At 66.9% G+C, this 18103-nt stretch carries 14 protein-coding genes; 5 read left to right on the forward strand and 9 right to left on the reverse strand.

The annotated features are described in order from the left end of the window. Positions 1 to 37 precede the first annotated feature (37 nt). A complete protein-coding gene (gene zapE / locus J6U32_RS25620; protein ID WP_208792723.1) occupies positions 38 to 1024 on the forward strand; it encodes a cell division protein ZapE in 987 nt (328 codons plus the stop codon). 6 nt (positions 1025 to 1030) lie between these two features. On the opposite strand, the gene J6U32_RS25625 is transcribed toward zapE, so the two are convergent. Next, the gene (locus J6U32_RS25625; protein WP_208792724.1) at positions 1031 to 1420 is read right to left on the reverse strand and encodes a hypothetical protein; all 390 of its coding nucleotides are present in this window, start codon (positions 1418 to 1420) and stop codon (positions 1031 to 1033) included. A 122-nt stretch (positions 1421 to 1542) separates the two neighbouring features. On the opposite strand from J6U32_RS25625, the gene J6U32_RS25630 reads away from it, so the two are divergent. Then, positions 1543 to 2193: an NAD(P)-dependent oxidoreductase gene (locus J6U32_RS25630; RefSeq protein WP_208792725.1), complete on the forward strand. Its 651-nt coding sequence runs from the start codon at positions 1543 to 1545 to the stop codon at positions 2191 to 2193. 59 nt (positions 2194 to 2252) lie between these two features. Here the strand turns inward: J6U32_RS25630 and J6U32_RS25635 are convergent, their stop codons facing one another. Continuing rightward, positions 2253 to 3848: an acyl-CoA synthetase gene (locus J6U32_RS25635; RefSeq protein ID WP_208792726.1), complete on the reverse strand. Its 1596-nt coding sequence runs from the start codon at positions 3846 to 3848 to the stop codon at positions 2253 to 2255. Between the two features lie 139 nt (positions 3849 to 3987). Here J6U32_RS25635 and J6U32_RS25640 point away from each other — a divergent pair, with 139 nt between their 5' ends. After that, complete coding sequence (locus tag J6U32_RS25640; RefSeq protein WP_208792727.1) at positions 3988 to 5595, forward strand: AMP-binding protein; 1608 nt, start codon at positions 3988 to 3990, stop codon at positions 5593 to 5595. Here the strand turns inward: J6U32_RS25640 and J6U32_RS25645 are convergent. The 7 genes from J6U32_RS25645 to J6U32_RS25675 form a co-directional block, all read right to left on the reverse strand. Then, positions 5581 to 7338, reverse strand: a complete 1758-nt coding sequence (locus J6U32_RS25645) for an ABC transporter ATP-binding protein (RefSeq protein ID WP_208792728.1) — start codon at positions 7336 to 7338, stop codon at positions 5581 to 5583. The genes J6U32_RS25640 and J6U32_RS25645 overlap by 15 nt on opposite strands. After that, positions 7335 to 9161 (reverse strand): ABC transporter ATP-binding protein, encoded by a 1827-nt coding sequence (locus J6U32_RS25650; RefSeq protein WP_208792729.1) that lies wholly within the window; start codon positions 9159 to 9161, stop codon positions 7335 to 7337. Before J6U32_RS25650 ends, J6U32_RS25645 begins: the two co-directional genes overlap by 4 nt. Positions 9162 to 9221: 60 nt before the next feature. Next, the gene (locus tag J6U32_RS25655) at positions 9222 to 9755 is read right to left on the reverse strand and encodes a TetR/AcrR family transcriptional regulator (RefSeq protein WP_244333038.1); all 534 of its coding nucleotides are present in this window, start codon (positions 9753 to 9755) and stop codon (positions 9222 to 9224) included. 108 nt (positions 9756 to 9863) lie between these two features. Continuing rightward, a complete protein-coding gene (locus tag J6U32_RS25660) occupies positions 9864 to 11372 on the reverse strand; it encodes an aldehyde dehydrogenase family protein (RefSeq protein ID WP_208792731.1) in 1509 nt (502 codons plus the stop codon). 229 nt (positions 11373 to 11601) lie between these two features. Next, on the reverse strand, positions 11602 to 12756 hold the full coding sequence (locus J6U32_RS25665; RefSeq protein ID WP_208792732.1) for an acetyl-CoA C-acetyltransferase: 1155 nt from the start codon (positions 12754 to 12756) through the stop codon (positions 11602 to 11604). A gap of 26 nt (positions 12757 to 12782) precedes the next feature. After that, complete coding sequence (locus tag J6U32_RS25670) at positions 12783 to 13604, reverse strand: SDR family oxidoreductase (protein WP_208792733.1); 822 nt, start codon at positions 13602 to 13604, stop codon at positions 12783 to 12785. Continuing rightward, the gene (locus J6U32_RS25675) at positions 13601 to 14851 is read right to left on the reverse strand and encodes an acyl-CoA dehydrogenase family protein (RefSeq protein WP_208792734.1); all 1251 of its coding nucleotides are present in this window, start codon (positions 14849 to 14851) and stop codon (positions 13601 to 13603) included. Before J6U32_RS25675 ends, J6U32_RS25670 begins: the two co-directional genes overlap by 4 nt. A gap of 43 nt (positions 14852 to 14894) precedes the next feature. Between J6U32_RS25675 and J6U32_RS25680 the strand changes: the two genes are divergently transcribed. Both J6U32_RS25680 and J6U32_RS25685 read left to right on the forward strand, forming a co-directional pair. Beyond that, positions 14895 to 16442 (forward strand): FadD3 family acyl-CoA ligase, encoded by a 1548-nt coding sequence (locus J6U32_RS25680; protein WP_208792735.1) that lies wholly within the window; start codon positions 14895 to 14897, stop codon positions 16440 to 16442. 123 nt (positions 16443 to 16565) lie between these two features. Next, positions 16566 to 18086, forward strand: coding sequence for an AAA family ATPase (locus tag J6U32_RS25685; protein ID WP_208792736.1), 1521 nt, complete (start codon positions 16566 to 16568; stop codon positions 18084 to 18086). Positions 18087 to 18103 lie beyond the last annotated feature (17 nt).

The raw sequence follows: 18103 nt of genomic DNA on the forward strand, positions 1-18103 counted from the left end.
CATGATAGCGAGACTCTACGATGATAGAGTCATGACGATGTTTGGACGTCGAAAACAATCCGCACCGCCCGTGGGCGACGCCGTCTTCGCCGAGGCCGCGACCCGCGCCGGCTTTCGACTGGATCCGTCCCAGATCGTTGCTGCGCAGCATCTCTCGGGCCGAGATCATCTCTATCTCACCGGGCCGGTGGGCCGGGGGAAGACATGGCTGGTCGACACCTACCTCGGCGCCCTGCCCCCGAAGTGCGCACGGCGGCTCCATTGGCATGAGTTCGGACGTGACCTCGATGCGCTGATCAAAGACCGCGGCCTCGAGGGAGCACTCGCGACGATCACGTCGGGTATCCGGGTCCTGTGCTTCGACGAGTTGACCGTCGACGACCGCGCCGACGGGATCTACGTCGACGCGGTGATCCGGCGAGCGATCGAGCGCGACATCCGCCTGATCATCACGTCCAATCATCGACCTTCTGATCTGATGCCCCACCCGTTACTCCACGCCACGTTCCTGCCGAGCATCGATTTCATCGAAATGCACTGTTCTACAGTAGAAATCGATGGTGGAACGGACTACCGCGCACGGTACCGGGCCGGCGCACACCACGACCAAGGGTTCGCCGGCGGCATGTGGACCACCGTCCGTGCCGTACCGACACATCGAGCGCCACAGCCCGAGTCGGTCAACGGGCGCAACTTCTTCGCGTGGGACTCGACTCCCGACCACATCGGGGTGACGTTCGAGGAGATCTGTGGCCGACCGCTCGGTGCCGCCGACTATCTTCGCCTTGCTCGCCGGTACCGTTCGTGGACTGTCAGCGGCGTGCCCGGCCTCGCCACAACCGACCGCCAGAGTGCCCGTCGCTTCGTCCATCTCGTCGACATCCTCTATGACCGGGAAGCGGAACTGAACATCGAGTGTGCGTTCTGCAGAACGGAATTCGCCCATTGCGCCGCTGTGGACCACATATCTCGGGCCCGCCTGATGAGCAGGTTGTCAACGCTCGGCGAGTCTACCGCCTTGTGACTCCCACTACGCGTACAACTCGTCGAGCAACGTGCCGATCTCCTCCACGGTGTCCCAGGTGTCGGGTACGCGGTAGTCGTTGTCGTACCGGGCCATCAACTCGGTGCGGGGTAACGCCCGGAGATACGCGTCGTAGCACTGCTCGGCAAAGAGATTTCCGCGCCGAGTGAGGTTGTTGATGTTGATCTGCGAGACGAAGTGTTTCGCCACGAACCCGGTGGGACGGTCGGTTTCAGAGGTGGCGTCGGCGATCGCGTCGGCATGGTCGTCGGCGGGTACCAATCCACGTCTGCACGCCCAGACCATGAAGGCCGCGATGTGGATGGCGGCCGCGGACACATCGAGGCCGAGGTCGATCACCGAATCCGTGTGCCACTCGGCATCGTCATAGGTCACGACGGTCAGCGTAGGGCGCAGTACTCGACCCGCCCAGCCATGTCGACCGGACGACCGACCGAGCCGAGAAAATCCCGCCGACCCGCGGAATAACCGCGGACCACGGTCCGGTTGCACACGGTATGAGTTCTCACATCGCCATTTTCGGAGGCACCGGTTACGCCGGTGGTCACATCGCCGCCGAGGCCGTTCGCCGCGGCCATCAGGTCACCTCGTACAGTCGCTCCGGCGCACCCGAGAATCCCGTCGACGGCGTGACCTACGACGTCGGATCGCTCGCCGACGCCGACTTGGTGGATCGTGTCGCCGATGGCGCCGACGTCGTGGTGATCGCGGTACACGGTGCCGACGTGGATGGGAAGCCACTCGTCGACCTCATCCCTTCGGTGACCGCGGCGGCAATCGCACACAACACACGCGTCGGTGTGGTCGGAGGAGCGGGTAGTTCGCTGGTGGCCGAGGGCGGCCCACGGCTGGTCGACACCCCCGACTTCAACGACGAATGGAAGCCCGAGGCACTGGCCCACGCAGATGTGCTCGACGCACTGCGCGCCGGCCCCACCGAACTCGACTGGTTCTATGTCTCCCCCGCCGCCCTGTTCGGGTCGTGGGCACCCGGTGAGAACACCGGGAGCTATCGCACCGACGACGATCTCCTGGTGACCAAGGACGACGGCAGCTCGGAGATCTCGGGTACCGACTTCGCTCGCGCTTTCGTCGACGAGATCGAGCAGCGCGCGCACATCCGGAAGCGGTTCACGACCGGGCACTGACGGCCTTTTCCGACCTCACCGTGCGCGCAGGTGGCGGAACGATCTGTTCGGACGCACCGCTACCCCGCGATCGCGTTGTGCTCGACTCGCAGATCCTTCTTGAGGATCTTGCCGCTCGGGTTCTTCGGCAGGGCGTCGGCGAACACGATGTACTTCGGCCGCTTGTATCCGGCGAGGATCGGCTCGAGGTGGGCCGCGACGGCCTCCTCGGTGAGGGTCGCGCCGTCCTTGGGGACGACGACGGCGGTGACCGCCTCGATCCACTTCGGATGTGGCACACCGAAGACCGCGACCTCGGCCACGCCGTCGAGCAGGTAGATGGCCTCCTCGACCTCCCGTGAGGCGACGTTCTCCCCACCGGTCTTGATCATGTCCTTCTTGCGGTCGACCACCGAGAGGTAGCCGTCGGCGTCGATGACGCCGAGGTCGCCGGAGTGGAACCAGCCGTTGCGGAATGCCGCAGCGGTCTTCTCCTCGTCGTGGTAATAGCCCAGTGCCGCATGGGGACTGCGGTGTACGATCTCGCCGACCTGCCCCACCGGCACCGGATTGTCGTCATCATCGACGACCTTGGTCTCGACGTTCAACGATGCCCGCCCGGCCGACCCGGCCCGGTCGATCTGCTCATGCGGCTGCAGAATGGTTGCCAGCGGCGACATCTCGGTCTGGCCGTAGAAATTCCACAACAACACCTCGGGCAACCGGCGTGACAACTCGCGCAGGATCTCCACCGGCATCGGCGAGGCGCCGTAATACCCCTTGCGTAGCGACGACAGGTCGCGCGTGTCGAAGTCGGGATGACGCAGCAGCGAGATCCAGACCGTCGGCGGGCAGAACAGTTTGGTGACACGCGCGGACTCGATGGTCGCCAGGATCGTCGCCGGATCGGGCGCGGGCAGGATGATACTGGTCGCCCCGAGGTAGATGTCGGTGGAGAAGAAGCAGTCGAGTTGCGCGCAGTGATACATCGGCAGCGAGTGGATCTCGACGTCCTCACCCGACATGCCACCGTCGATGATGCACGAAACATACTGCGTGATCAGCGATTTGCTGGACAGCAGCACCCCCTTGGGGCGGGACTCGGTGCCGGAGGTGTACATCATCCGCACCGGCTCGTCGTCGCCGACGACGATGCCGGGAGCCGTCGCGTCGCCGGTGGTCATCCACGCCGTCGCGTCCTCCCAGCCGTGTGCCGGCGCGGCACCGGACAGCGCGATCCATCCGCGGATGTCGACCGCGGCGGCGGCGAGGTCGATCGCCGAGGTGACCGTCGGTCCGAGAGCGTCCTCGACGACGACGCCGCGTGCCCCGCTGTGGGTCAGGATGAACGCGATCTCCTCGGCGCCGAGCCCGAAGTTGATGGGTACCAGGATCACCCCGAGGCGGGCGGTCGCGAAGTTGAGAACGCCGAACTGCCAGCAGTTGTGGCTGATCAGCGCCAATCGATCTCCGCGTAGCAGACCCCGCGCGGTCAGGGTGTTGGCGCACCGGTTCACCGCGGCATCGAACTCGGCGAACGTCAGTTCCGTGTCCCCGTCGATGATCGCGATCTTGTCGGGGCTGCGCTGGGCGCTGCGATGCAGCAACGCGCCGATCGAGTGTTCGCGCGCCGTCCGGATCGCCGCCTCGGTCGATTCGCTGAATTCCGGTCCCATCACTGCCTCCGTTGCCCGCGGGGTGTTGTCGACCTCACAAATTACTAGGTCGTCCAACCATGGGGAACCGATCGCCATCCATCCGCTCCATCGTTGGCACACATTGATCGATTCGTTTCTTTGAGGCAGAACTCTGTCGGTGACCCCCAGCCTCGCCGGCCTGCGCCGGATCGCCGTCGAACTCCGCGCCACGGGCAGGCTCGCCCGCGCCGGCATCCTGCCCGGCCCGGCCGAGCTACCCGCCACACTGCGAGCCGCGCGCACCGGAGGTGGGGCGATGCTGACCGAGGTGCTCGCCGCCCGGTTCGGCGATTCGGTCGCCGTCGTCGACCGCGGGGTTCCGCTCACCTACCGCGACCTCGCCACCGCCACCCGCCGGTGGATCACGGTGTTGCGTGAGCTCGACACCACCGGCGACCGCCCGACCGTCGGCATCATGTGCCGCAACAGCGCGCAGCTGGTGATCGCCCTGCTCGGAGCTCTCGCCGGCGGTGTTCGGGTGGTCTTTCTCAACACCGACATGGGTTCTGTGCAGCTGACGACCGTATGCGAGCGCGAGCACATCGATCTGTTGCTCCACGATGACGAATTCACCGGCCGGCTCTCTCAACTCACGGGAGTACGCACCATCCGCACCGAAGACCTCGAATCGGTGCTCGCCGCCGCCGACGACACCATTCCCCCACGCGCGTATGGCAATCCCGAGCTGGTCATCCCCACCTCCGGGACCTCCGGTGTACCCCGCGGCGCAGCCCGCAGCAGTTCTCCGCTGACCATGCTCTCGACACTGGCCGGCCTGCTGGAGAAGATCCCGCTACAGCGATCCGACGTGATCTACCTGGCGCCCCCGGCATTTCACGGATGGGGCCTGATCGCCACCCTCACCGGCCTCCTCGCCGGCGCCACCCTCGTCTTCGACGGGCGGTTCTCCGCCGAGCGTGCCGTGGCAACGATGCTCGCCGAGAACTGCACCGCCTTCGTCGCGGTACCGACCATGCTGAAGCGGATCATGGATCTCGACGACGCGGTCCTGCAACCACTTTCCGGTCGTCTGCGCATCATCGGGTCGGGCGGCGCACGACTCGACCCCGATCTCGTCACCGCCGTCACCGACCGGTTCGGCCCGGTGTTGCACAACCTCTACGGCGCCACCGAGGTCTCCTACATCACCATCGCCACCCCCGCCGACCTCGCGCACGACCCGTCCTGCGCCGGGTCCGCTCCGCTCGGTGTCCGGGTGGCGATCCTCATCGACGGCACGCCCGTCGGCCCCGGACGGGTCGGCGACATCTACGTTCGCACCGGAGCCCAGATGCGTTCGTATACCGACGGAAGCTCCACACACAGCGTCGACGGCATGGTTGCCACCGGCGACACCGGTTACCTCGACGGCGCCGGCCGGTTGTACGTCCGCGGTCGATCGGACTCGATGATCGTCTCCGGCGGCGAGAACGTCTACCCCGAAGAGGTCGAACTCGCACTGCACCGCCACCCCGGTGTCGCCGACGCCACGGTCTTCACCGTGGATGACGCCGACTTCGGTCAACGGCTCTCGGCGGTGGTCGCCCGCCGCGCGGGCCACGACGTCGACGACGCGGCGCTCCAGGAACACATCGGCCGGGAACTGTCGCGCTCACGTGTCCCGCGCGACATCGTCTTCGTCGGCGAGATCGCCCGCACCGCAACCGGAAAGGTCACCCGCGCCTGGCTCGACGAGGTGACCGCCGGCAACTCACACGTCGGCTGAGACCGTCATCGTCCACCCCGCCGCGGCGTTGCGTCGCGTCCAGAACTCGGCGTAGGTGCCACCGCGCGCCAACAGTTCGTCGTGGCGGCCGATGTCGTCGACGCGACCGTCTGCGGTGAGCACCACGATCTGATCGGCGGCGAGTACGGTCGAGATCTTGTGCGCGATCACCAAAACCGTGCTCTGCGTGGCGAGTTCACGGATCGATGCCGCCACATGCGCCTCGTTCTCCGGGTCGAGCGCGCTGGTGGCCTCGTCGAACAGCACGATCGGTGCGCCCTTGACCAACGCCCGGGCGACCGACACACGCTGGCGCTCGCCACCGGAGAGCGCCGAGCCACCCTCCCCGACCCGGGTATCCCAGCCGCCGGGAAGACGGTCCACCACCGAATCGACCCCGGCAGTCGTTGCGGCCGCGCGGATCTCGTCGTCGGTGGCGTCGGGCCGTCCGACACGTATGTTCTCCCACAGGGTGTCGTCGAAGAGGTACACGTCCTGGAAGACCAACGCCAGCTGCGCCATCAGGGTTGCGGTGTCCTGCTCTCGGACGTCGACGCCACCGACCCGCACCGTTCCCGCGTCGACGTCGTAGAACCGTGCGATCAGCCGGGTGATCGTGGTCTTACCCGACCCGGACGGGCCGACCAGCGCCGTCATCGATCCGGCCGGAACCCGGAAATTCATGCCGTGCAACGTCTTCGGGGACCGGTCGTCGTCAGCACTGCCGTAACCGAAATCGACGCCGGACAATTCGAGCGACCCCCGCGTGGTGGGGGCGACCGGGCTCGGCGGCGCCGGCATCGGCGGCGTGTCGAGGATGTCGGTGATGCGCCGGATCTCGGCGGTCGACATCCGCATCGCCGACCCCAGTTCGGCCAGTTCGGAAATGGGGTCGGTGAAGCGCGCGGCCAACCCGAACACCGCCATCAGCAACGCGGCCTCGACGTGACCGGTGACCGCGAGAGCGGCGCCGACGATCAGGATGGTCGTGAACACCGCCTGTACGGCAACACCATTGAGCAGCAGACCGGTGACCGAGCGACCCATCATCTTCCGGCCCACCCGATGCTGACGGTCCAGCGCGTCCTCGAGGGGCTGGTAGTCCGAGCCCGCCGCCCCGAACGCACGCAGGCTCGGCTGATACCGGGCGAGTTCGAGAACCCGGTTGTTGACCTCGACCGCGGTGCCGTGATTCTGCGCCTCGGCGTCGGCGATCATCGCACTCGCACGAAGGCCCGCCACCCACAGGACCACCGCGCCGAGCGCGGCGGTCGCTCCGATCCGCCAGTCGAAGAAGAACAAGCCGACCACGACGGTCGCCGACCCGACGAGGTTGGTGACGACCGGCGTCATCAGGTGCGCACCCGCGCTGCCGACGAACATCGTTCCCTTGACCGCGATCTGCGAGACCGATCCGGTCTTGTCGCGGGTGAACCACCCCAGCGGCAACGTCACCAGATGATCACCGAGCCGGTGATGCAGGGAACGCATGGTGTGTACTGCCATCCGCATCGCCATCAGCGACTGCAGATAGAAGGTGACGCAACAGATCACCACGACCGGCACCAATACCAACAGCCAGTGGCCGGCGCCGGCGAGGTCACCGTCGAAGAGGTCGCGGGCGATGGGGACCATCAGCAACATCGCTGCGCCCTGGGCGAGTCCGTAGACGATCGCCCACGCGAGGAAGACATACATGCGCCCGGCCTCGTCACCGAGAATGCGCAGGTAACCACGGATCATCGGAGAGCTCTTGTCGGTTCTGTCGCGGCAGTGCCTGCAGGGCCTGATGCGGGGTGGCCCTGCCAGGCCCGCCACATGGTGGCGTATGTGCCACCGGCAGCGACGAGATCGTCGTGACGTCCCCGCTCGACGACCCGACCCTCGTCGAGGACGACGATGGTGTCGGCGTGGGTGATCGAGCCGAGCCGGTGCGCGATGACGAGTACCGTCCGGCCGGCGATCAACGACGAGATCGCCTGCTGGATATCGGCTTCGGACTCGGGGTCGGCGAACGCGGTGGCCTCGTCGAGGATCAGTATCGGGGTGTCGCACAACAGTGCTCGCGCGATCGCCACACGCTGTGCCTCACCGCCGGAGAAGTGGGCGTCGGTACCGACCCGGGTGTCGTAGCCGCCGGGCAGCTCGGTGATCCGATCGTGAATCCGCGCCGCGCGCGCCGCCGACTCCACTTCGGCGCGGGTGGCGTCGGGACGACCGAGCGCAATGTTGTCGGCGACGCTCATGTCGAGCAGCGCGACATCCTGCAGCACGAAGCCGACATGTCGATACAAGACCTGCGGGTCGATGTCACGGACGTCGACCCCACCGATGCGTACCGCCCCGGCGTCGGGGTCGACGAACCGCGGGATCAGGGTCGCCAGAGTCGATTTGCCGCTCCCCGACGGACCGACCAGCGCGGTCAGGGTGCCGGGCTCCAGCGTCATGCTCACGCCCTGCAGGGCGCGCGTACCGGAGGCTGATCCCTCGGTCGGATAGGCGTAGTGCACCTCGTCGATCTCGATCCGATTGCTCTCGGGCACAGCCGGTTCGGTGGTCATCGGAAGTTCGGGCAACGTCAGCAATCCGACGATGCGGCCGGCCGCGGCCGCCGCGCCCTGCCTGCTGTGCATGGCCATCATCGCCGCCATCAGTGTCGACGGCAGCACCATCGCGATGAGGGTGGCACCGAGGACGTCGATCGCCCCGACCCAGCCCGCGTCCACGAACCAGTACCCACCGGCGAGATTGACCAGCAGGATCAGCGGCGCGGAGAGCATCATCGCCGCGAGCGCCTCGATACGCAGCATCGGCCCCACATACCCCGCGAAGTCGTCGTTGAACTCGTCGGCGGCGCGCAGGAACGCCTTGTGCGCCCGTCCGGTCTGGCCGAAGGTCTTGACGACGGCGACGCCGGTGACGAATTCGACGATGGTCGAACTGATGCGGGCCAGTGCTGCGTTCATCTTGGCCTGCTGCGTGGTCATGTCGCGCACCATCCAGGCGTACGCGATCGCATACAGCGGGAGGGTCGCGACGGCCAGCAGGCCCAGACGCCAGTCGAGCACGAAGCAGTAGATGAGCGCGAACAACGGGGTGGCCACTGCCGCAGTGGTTTCCACGTCTGCGTGGGCCACGAGGTAGTGGAGTTCACCGACGTCGTTCTGCACGGTCTGACGCACCCGACCCGAGCTCGTCGTCCCGAACCAGCCGAGCGGGAGCCGACCCAGCTTGGCGGTGATCCGACGACGGAGTATCACCTGCAGGTCGACGTCGGCGTAGTGGGTGACACCGAGCGCCGCACCGCCGAACACCGCCCGTGCCATCAGGCCGAGGATCACGATCGCCACGATCCACCAGACCCGCGCGGTCTGCACCGGTCCGTCGAGCAGCAGGGTCCGACCCAGTTCGACGATCCCGACAAACGGGACGACAGTTGCCGCCGAGGCGATCACCTGCAGCAGCTGAGCCACCCGAATGCGGGCGCGTACGGGCTGCAACAACTCACGCAGCGCGCTCCGGTCCAGCTCCGTCCGGTCCTCCGCGGACCCCTCCACCGTTGTCATACGCGTACGTTAACGCGGACGGACGCCCGAAGCAAGGGTTACCTAAGTTGAGAGGGAGCCTCAGCGCGGGAGTATCCCGTCGAGGACCACGGACAAGTATTGGTCGGCGATCTGCTCCACGCTCATCGATCCACCCGGCCGATACCAGCGCACCGCCACCCACACCGTGTCACGCAAGAAGCGATAAACGAGTTCGACGTCGAGATCAGCACGGAACTCGCCATCGGCCACCCCACGCGTCAGCACCGAATGCCACAGACCGCGAAACTCCTCGTTGCGGTCACCGATATAGGAGAAACGGTCTTGCGGCGCAAGCCGTTTGGCCTCGTCCTGATAGATGGCCACCGCATGGTGATCGGCGTCGATGGACTCGAATGAGGCAATCACCAACTGCCGCAACGTCTCGGCGGCCGACAGATCGGCGTCGGCGATCTGCTGATAGCGGGCGAACAAACCATCGAGGAAGCCGCGCAGGATCTCGTCGACCATCGACTCCTTGGAATCGAAATGGTGATAGAGACTCCCCGAGAGAATACCTGCGGCATCGGCGATGTCGCGCACCGTCGTCGACCGCAGACCCTGCTCCGCGAACATCCGACTCGCCGTCGTCAGCAGTTCGTCGCGTCGGGAAGTTCCGTTACGTGGCGCCACCCCCGTACCCTAGCAAGCGCTTGGGTACGAGGGTGGCTCCCGTGAGAGGTTTCAGCGCTTGCGCACCTTCTTCTGCGCCCGCGCGTTGAGCTTGGTCCACAGCTTCAGCTGGCCGTTGGCCATCTTCTTGTCGCGGTTGGTGAACGGCGGCGACATCATCTCGGCCACGGTGAACGGCATCGTCGAGAAGGCCACGGCGCGTGCATGACTGAAGGTCTCGAAACCGGTCTTGCCGTGGTAACTGCCCATCCCGCTGCGCCCGATGCCACCGAACGGCAGCTCGGCACCGAACATGTGCAGCGCGAAATCGTTTCCGTTGATCGACCCGCTGCGGGTGTTGTCGGCCAGCCGCGCGAAGTTGTCGTTGTCGTCGCCGCACCAGTACATCGTCAGCGGGTGCGGGTGGCCGGCGATGTAGCTGATCGCCTCGGTGAGATCCCGGTACGGGTACACCGTCAGCACCGGACCGAAGACCTCGTCCTCGGTGATCTTCATCCCCGACTTGACCCCGGTGAGCAGGGTCGGCGGGATCTTGCGACGCTCGGCCGACGGCAACGGTTCGCCACCGGGGACGACCTGTCGCTTCTCGGCGCCGAGCGAGACCGCGTCGTCGATCAGCCCGACGATCCGCTCGTAGTTCTTCTGGTTGATCGTCGAGGTGTACTCGGGGTTGTCGTAGATCGTCGCGAAGTTGGCGGTCCAGCGGGCCATCACCTTGTCGGTGAACTCACCGAGTTTGGCCTCCGGCACGAAGACGTAGTCGGGGCACAGGCAGACCTGACCACCATTGACCATGCGGGCGTCGGCCAGCATCTTCGCCGCCTTGTCGATGTCGGCGGAGACGTCGACGACGGCCGGGTTCTTGCCGCCGAGCTCGAGGGTGACCGGCACCAGGTTCTTGGCGGCCTCCTGGGCCACCGAGGAACCGACCTCGGGCGAGCCGGTGAAGAACATGTGGTCGACCTTGAGTTTCGCGAAATCCGATCCCGACCCGTGCTTGGGCGTGATGACCGCGAGTTCCTCGATCGAGAAGTAGTCGGGGGCGTACTTGGCGATCACGCCGGTGGTGCGCGCGGTGATCGACGACGGCCGCATCAGCACACGGTTACCGGCCGCGAACGCCGACGCCGCGGGCACGAAGGTCAGCTGCAGCGGGAAGTTCCAGGGGCCCATGATGCCGACGACGCCCAGCGGATCATGACGCACCCGCTGCTTGAAGCCGAGAGCTCCCTGTACCCGCGCCGAGACCGAATCGGCCATCCACTCCTTGACCCCGCGGCGCTGGTGGGTCAGGTCGATCATGCAGCCTGCGACGTCCGCGGCGATGCTCAGTTCCCTTGGCCGCGAACCGAAGTCGACGGTCAGCGCCTCGGCGATCTCGTCACCGTGATCGAGCAGCAGCGACGAGAGCCGGGTGATGCGGTCGATGCGGGTCGCCGCGTCCGGGATGCCGTCCCGCAGGAAGGCCGCACGCTGGATCTCGAGCAGTTCGGTCATCGAATGCGCTTCGGACGAGACACGTCCCTCGATCTTGCTGGTCACGTCAGCAGGTTTGGTCATTCGCCACCCTCCCAAGGTCGAGCGGCGTCTCGCGACCGTCGCTGAGACGTTTTCGCTCGCTCGTTCCTCCATAGTATGCGTCACGTCACAGTGATGTGGCTACACGTGTTCCCAGATCCCTCGCGACAGCGCTCCTCACATCGCCGACAGCGCTCGATTTTTCGCCCACGGCGCTCGAGTTTGCGCCGACAGCGCTCGCCATGGCGGGCGCTGTCGGCGAACTGGCGGGTCAGCCCAGCCGCTCGATGATGGTCACGTTGGCCGTGCCGCCGCCCTCGCACATCGTCTGCAGCCCGTACCGGCCGCCGGTGCGTTCGAGTTCGTTCAGCAGCGTGGCGAAGAGCTTGGCACCGGTCGCACCGAGCGGATGGCCGAGGGCGATGGCACCGCCGTTGGGGTTGACCTTCGCCGGGTCGGCGCCGGTCTCCTTGAGCCAGGCAAGCACCACCGAGGCGAAGGCCTCGTTGATCTCGATGACGTCGATGTCGTCGATGGACAGGCCGGTCTTCTCCAGTGCGTATGCGGTCGCTGGGATCGGTGCGGACAACATCATCACCGGGTCGTCGCCGCGCACCGAGAGGTGATGGATGCGGGCCCGCGGGGTCAGCCCGTAGTCGGCCAACGCCTTCTCGGACACCACGAGCGCGGCCGACGCGCCGTCGGAGATCTGCGAGGCGACGGCGGCGGTCAGGCGCGAGCCCTGCGCCAACGGCGCGAGTCCGGCCATCTTCTCCAGCGACGTCTCGCGCGGACATTCGTCGACGACGCAGTCACCGAGCGGCGCGAGCTCGTTGTCGAAATGACCCGCGGCGATGGCCGCTCGCGCACGCTGATGTGACTGCAGCGCCCACGCCTCCATGTCCTCGCGGCTGATGTCCCAGCGCTCCGCCATCGCATCGGCGCCGGCAAACTGTGAGATCTCGGCGTCACCGAAGCGTTCCCGCCAGCCGACGGATTCGGCTGTCGGCGTGGTGAATCCGAACTCCTGGCCGGCGATCATGGCTTGACTGATCGGGATGGCGCTCATGTTCTGCACGCCGCCGGCGAGCACCACGTCCTGGGTACCGCTCATCACGCCCTGCGCGGCGAAATGGATGGCCTGCTGCGAGGATCCGCACTGCCGGTCGACGGTGGTGCCCGGGATGGCGAGCGGCCCACCGGCGGCGAGCCACGCGGTGCGGGCGATGTTGCCCGCCTGCGGCCCGATGGCGTCGACGCATCCGAAGACGACGTCGTCGACGATCATGGGATCGATGCCGGTGCGTTCGAGGATCGCGGTGATGACGTGGGCGCCGAGGTCGGCGGGATGGGTCTTGGCCAACGAGCCGTTGCGCTTGCCGACCGGCGTGCGGACGGCGTCGACGATGTAGGCCTGGGGTGACATCGGTTCTCCTGGTAAGTGATCGGGGTTCAGGCTCGCTGGCTGGAGATCGAGACGACCTCGCCGGTGAGATAGGTGGTGTAGTCGCTGGCGAGCATCGCGATGGTGGCCGCGACCTCCCAGACCTCCGCGGCACGCCCGTAGGCTTCGTGCGCGGCGAGCTCGTCGAGCAGTTCGTCGCTGGTGACCTTCGCCAGGAAGGGATGCTTGGCGATCGACGGCGCGACCGCATTGATGCGCACCCCGTAGTCGGCGGCTTCGACTGCGGCACAACGGGTCAGTGCCATCACACCGGCCTTGGCGGCGGCGTAGTGGGCTTGTCCGCGTTGGGCACGCCAGCCCAGTACCGAGGCGTTGTTGACGATGACGCCGCCGTGTTCGACGGCCCGGAAGTAGCGCAGGGCAGCACGAGTGGCGCGGAAGGTGCCGTTGAGGGTGATGTCGACGACGCGGTCCCACTGTTCGTCGGTCATATCGGCGACCGGCGTCTCGCCGCCGAGCCCGGCGTTGTTGACCAGGACGTCGATGCGGCCGAGTTCATCTGCGGCATGGGTGATCAACGCGTCCACCTGCGCGGTGTCGGAGACGTCGCAGGTCACCTGCGCGACCGTCCGGTCGCCGAACTCTTCGGACAGTTTCTGGGCGGCCTCGCCGAGCCGGCGTTCGTGCCAGTCGCTGAGGAGGACGTCGGCGCCTTCGAGCAGTGCCCTTCGGGCGGTGGCGAATCCGATGCCGGTCCCCGCGGCCGCGGTGACCACGACCTTGCGGCCCAACAGGAGTCCGTGTCCGGGCGTCTCCACCGGCGGGTCGGCCAACGGTGAACGACGGTTCTCGGTGTCCGGGGTGGTCATGCACGGGCCTCTCGCGGTAGACCGAGCACGCGCTCGGCGATGATGTTGCGCTGCACCTCATTCGAGCCGCCATAGATCGTGTCGGCGCGGGTGAACAGGTACAGCCGTTGCCATTCGTCGAGTTCGACGTGTTCGGGATCGGTGAGGTCGTTGGTCGCACCCTCGGCTGTCGTGGTGGGTCCGATCAACGCCGACGCTCCGCGCACGGCCATTCCCAGCTCACCGAGATCGCGATGCCAGTTGGACCACAAGAGTTTTCCGACCGAGTCGGCACCGGAGACACCGTCGAGCACCGCCCGCGCATGGGCTCGCATCACCCGCAGGCCGATACCGGCGCGCGCGATGCGGGTGGCGATCTCGGGGTTGTCGAGGGCACCGTTGCCGCGCGCGACATCGGTGACGGCGTCGAGCTCGCGCGCGAAACCGACCTGCTGGCCGAGCGTGGAGACGCCGCGCTCGAATTGCAGCAGCCCCATGGCGACCTTCCAGCCGTCGCCGGGTTCGCCGACGATGTTGTCGGCATCGGTGACCGCGTCGTCGAAGAACACCTCGTTGAATTCCGATGTGCCGGTGAGTTGTTGGATGGGCCGGACGGTGATTCCCTCTTGGTCGAGGGGGACGAGCAGAAAGCTCAGCCCCTTGTGCCGCGTCGAGCCGGGCTCGGTGCGACACAGCACGAACGCCCATTGCGCAACGTGCGCCAAGGACGTCCAGATCTTCTGTCCGTTGATCTGCCACCGTCCGTCGGCCGGACTCGCCGTGGTCGCCACGCCGGCAAGATCCGAGCCGGCACCCGGCTCGGAGTAGCCCTGCGCCCAGAGTTCGGTCACGTCGACGATGCCGGGCAGGAATCGCTGTTTCTGCTCCTCGGTCCCGAATTCGATGAGCGTCGGCCCGAGAAGCTCTTCGCCGAGATGGTTCACCCGGGCGGGCGCGTCGGCGCGCGCGTACTCCTCGTGGAAGATGATGCGCTGGGCCAGCGTGGCACCGCGCCCGCCGTAGCGCGTCGGCCAGCCCAGACAGGTCCATCCGGCGCGCGCGAGGTAACGATCCCACTCGAGGCGCTCGGTGAAGAACTCATGCTCACTGCCGGGACCACCCCGACCACGCAACGAGGCGAAGCTCCCGACGAGGTTCGCCTCGAGCCACCCCCGGACCGCCGCGGCGAACTCCGCGTCGGCGTCGGGCGTCCGAGCTGCCCATTCGCCGAGATCCAGGGATCTGTCGGCGAGATCGATCGAGGTCATGGTCGCTAGCATAACCCACCAAGCAAGTGCTAGGTTGGGGAGCATGGAGAGCGTCTCGACGACCCCGTCCGCGCTGCGTCGGGCGGCCCGCGAGTGGCCGGATCGTCTCGCCCTCGTCGATACCCAGTGGAGCAGTCCGGTCGAGTACTCGTGGTCGGAATTGCACGATCGGGTCGTCGATACGGCCGCCGCCCTGATCGCGTCGGGCGTGGAGCACGGGGATCGGGTCGCGGTCTGGTCACCCAACAGTCATCACTGGCCGGTCGCGGCGCTCGGCATCCACTACGCCGGTGCGGTACTCGTGCCACTCAACACCCGCTACACCGCCGGCGAGGCCGTCGACGTGATCGCGCGGGCAGGGGTGCGTGCCGTCGTCGTCTCCGGCGAGTTCCTCGGAGCCGATCACGCCGCCGAACTCATGACCACCCATCGCGACGCCATGCCCGCTCTCGTGGTCCGGATTGGCTTGTCGGACAAGGACGCCGCGCCGGACGGCGCACTCGACTGGGACGATTTCCTCGACCTCGCCACCGACGAGACCCGCGCGCAGGCCCGGGCGCGCGCCGACGCCGTCGCACCCGATGACCTCTCCGACATCCTGTTCACCTCGGGAACCACCGGCATCTCCAAAGGCGTACTGGCCGAACATCAGCAGACCATCGCGGGTTCACACGCGTGGGGCGCCAACGGCCGCTTGTCCCCCGACGACCGCTACCTCATGGTGAACCCGTACTTCCACACCTTCGGCTACAAGGCCGGCATCCTGCCATGCGTGCTGTTCGGGTCGGCGATGTTCCCGCAAGCCGTGTACTCGCCCGCGGAGGCGATGAAGCAGGTTGCTGCGCAACGGATCACCGTCTTCCCGGGAGCGCCGACGATCTTCCAGACCATCCTCGACGACCCCGCCCGCGAGAGCCTCGATCTCTCGTCACTTCGGCTGGTGGTCACCGGCGCCGCGATAGTTCCGGTGGTCCTCGTCGAACGCATCCAGCGTGACCTCGGCGTCAACACCGTCATCACCGCCTACGGGCTGACCGAGGCCAGCGGGTTCGTCTCCACCTGCACCCCCGACGACGATGACGAGACCGTCGCAACCACCTGCGGGCGCGCTTTCGAGGGCATGGAGATAGCGGTGTCAGAGCAGGGTGAGGTACTCGCGCGCGGAAAGATGGTCATGCGCGGCTACCTCGACAACCCCCAGGCGACGGCCGAGGCGATCGACGCCGACGGCTGGCTGCACACCGGTGACATCGGCACCATCGACGAGCGCGGAAACCTGCGGATCACCGACCGCCTCAAGGACATGTACATCTGCGGCGGCTTCAACGTCTATCCGGCCGAGGTCGAACAGACCCTGGCCCGCCTCGACGGTGTCACCGAATCCGCGGTGATCGGCGTCCCCGACGACCGACTGGGCGAGGTGGGCCGGGCCTATCTCACCGTCCGCGACGACGCCGACCTCGACGACGACCGTGTGATCGCCTACGCCCGTGAACATCTGGCGAACTTCAAGGTACCGCGGTCGGTGGTGTTCCTCGACGCCTTCCCACGGAATGCGGCCGGGAAGATCCTGAAGCGCGAGTTGGGGTGAGGGTTCTTCCCCTAGCTTTCAGTTCTTCCCCTGGAGATTTCCAGGGGAAGAACCGAACAGTAGGGGAAGAACCGCGCGAGGGCCCGCTCGGCACGATCCGAGCGACTGTGGTCGGATGGGACTGTGTCGACCAACCCCGACCCCACGACCGAGCTCCTCACCGCGGCAGGCGCTCTCGACCCCGACCTGCCCACCGATCGGATCGTCACCCACGGCGCCGTCGTCTTCCTCAACGGCACCCGCGCGTGGAAGATGAAACGCCCTGTGCGCCTGCGGTTCTTCGACTTCTCCACCCCTGAACTGCGCCACGACGTCCTGCAGCAGGAGCTGACGCTCAATCGCCGGTTCGCGCCGGAGGTCTATCGGGCGGTGCATGCGATCCGACGTGCCGATGACGGGTCGGTGACGCTCGACGGACCCGGCGAGACCGTCGACTGGGTCCTCGAGATGACGCGCTTCGACGACGACGCACTTCTGGTCCACCGGGCCGCGCCCGGCAACCTCGACGACGCCTTTCTGCGAACCCTCGCCGAGAGCGTCGTCGACCTCCATGCGACCTCACCGATCCGTGACGATCCGCACGGTACGGCCCGGTTGCAGGAGGTCGTCGACGGGAACCTGGCGAGCATGTCGGCGTTCCCCGACGTCATCGATCCCGCTGCGGCGCAGCGTCTGACGAGCCGGATCACCGCGATGATCGCCGAGCGCTCCTCGATTCTCGACGCCCGGGCCCGCCAAGGGCGGGTGCGACGTGTCCACGGTGACCTACACCTGGGCAACATCGCGATCATCGATGACCGTCCCGTCCCTTTCGATTGCCTCGAGTTCGACGAGGAGATGGCGACCACCGACGTCCTCTACGACCTTGCGTTTCTGCTGATGGATCTGTGGGCGCGGGACCTACGACATGAGGCGAACGTCGTCGTGAACCAGTACCTGGACCGCTCCCCCGACGACGAGGACGGATTCTGTCTGCTGCCGATCATGCTCGCCGTGCGGGCGACGGTCCGTGCGCACGTCAGCGCGGCCGCGGACGCCGTCGACGACGCCACGCGCTACCTGTCGCTCGCCCTGGGGTTCACCGAGCCGGTCGCGCCGCGGCTGATGGCGATCGGCGGTGGGTCGGGCACCGGGAAGACCACCGTCGCCCGCGCGATCGGTGGCGATCTCGAGCCCGCGCCGGGTGTACGAATCCTGCGCACCGACGTCCTGCGCAAGCGGCTCGCCGGTGTCGGCGAGACCGAAAAGCTCCCGCACTCGGCCTACACACCGCAGGCCCGGGCGGCGGTCTACGACGAGCTGAACCGGCTGGCCACAACGGATCTCGCAGGCGGCATGAGCGTCGTCGCCGACGCCGTCTTCGGCAGTGCCGCCCAGCAGCGGGCGATCGCCGCGGTGGCCACCGAGACCGGCGTCGACTTCACCGGATGGTGGCTGGAACTCGATGAGGCCGAACGCATCTCCCGCATCGTCGATCGAGGACCCGACGCCTCCGACGCCGACGAGGAAGTGGCGAGGCGGCAGACCGCGACACTCGAACCGCCGGAGGAGTGGACCCACGTCGACGCGCACGCCGACCCGTCGTTCTTCCTGAAGAATTCCGTTCGTCCGCAGGAAATCTCCCGGGGACGAACGAAAGAATAGGGGAAGAACACTCTTCC

This window comes from Gordonia polyisoprenivorans, assembly GCF_017654315.1.
Lineage (GTDB): Bacteria > Actinomycetota > Actinomycetes > Mycobacteriales > Mycobacteriaceae > Gordonia > Gordonia polyisoprenivorans_A.

Coding starts and splice junctions, on each gene's coding strand:
- J6U32_RS25645 (WP_208792728.1), bottom strand. CDS start 7,338: ATGATCCGTGGTTACCTGCGCATTCTCGGTGACGAGGCCGGGCGCATG.
- J6U32_RS25670 (WP_208792733.1), bottom strand. CDS start 13,604: ATGACCACCCCGGACACCGAGAACCGTCGTTCACCGTTGGCCGACCCG.
- J6U32_RS25655 (WP_244333038.1), bottom strand. CDS start 9,755: ATGTTCGCGGAGCAGGGTCTGCGGTCGACGACGGTGCGCGACATCGCC.
- J6U32_RS25665 (WP_208792732.1), bottom strand. CDS start 12,756: ATGTCACCCCAGGCCTACATCGTCGACGCCGTCCGCACGCCGGTCGGC.
- J6U32_RS25650 (WP_208792729.1), bottom strand. CDS start 9,161: ATGACAACGGTGGAGGGGTCCGCGGAGGACCGGACGGAGCTGGACCGG.
- J6U32_RS25635 (WP_208792726.1), bottom strand. CDS start 3,848: ATGGGACCGGAATTCAGCGAATCGACCGAGGCGGCGATCCGGACGGCG.
- J6U32_RS25680 (WP_208792735.1), top strand. CDS start 14,895: ATGGAGAGCGTCTCGACGACCCCGTCCGCGCTGCGTCGGGCGGCCCGC.
- J6U32_RS25675 (WP_208792734.1), bottom strand. CDS start 14,851: ATGACCTCGATCGATCTCGCCGACAGATCCCTGGATCTCGGCGAATGG.
- J6U32_RS25660 (WP_208792731.1), bottom strand. CDS start 11,372: ATGACCAAACCTGCTGACGTGACCAGCAAGATCGAGGGACGTGTCTCG.
- J6U32_RS25630 (WP_208792725.1), top strand. CDS start 1,543: ATGAGTTCTCACATCGCCATTTTCGGAGGCACCGGTTACGCCGGTGGT.
- zapE (WP_208792723.1), top strand. CDS start 38: ATGTTTGGACGTCGAAAACAATCCGCACCGCCCGTGGGCGACGCCGTC.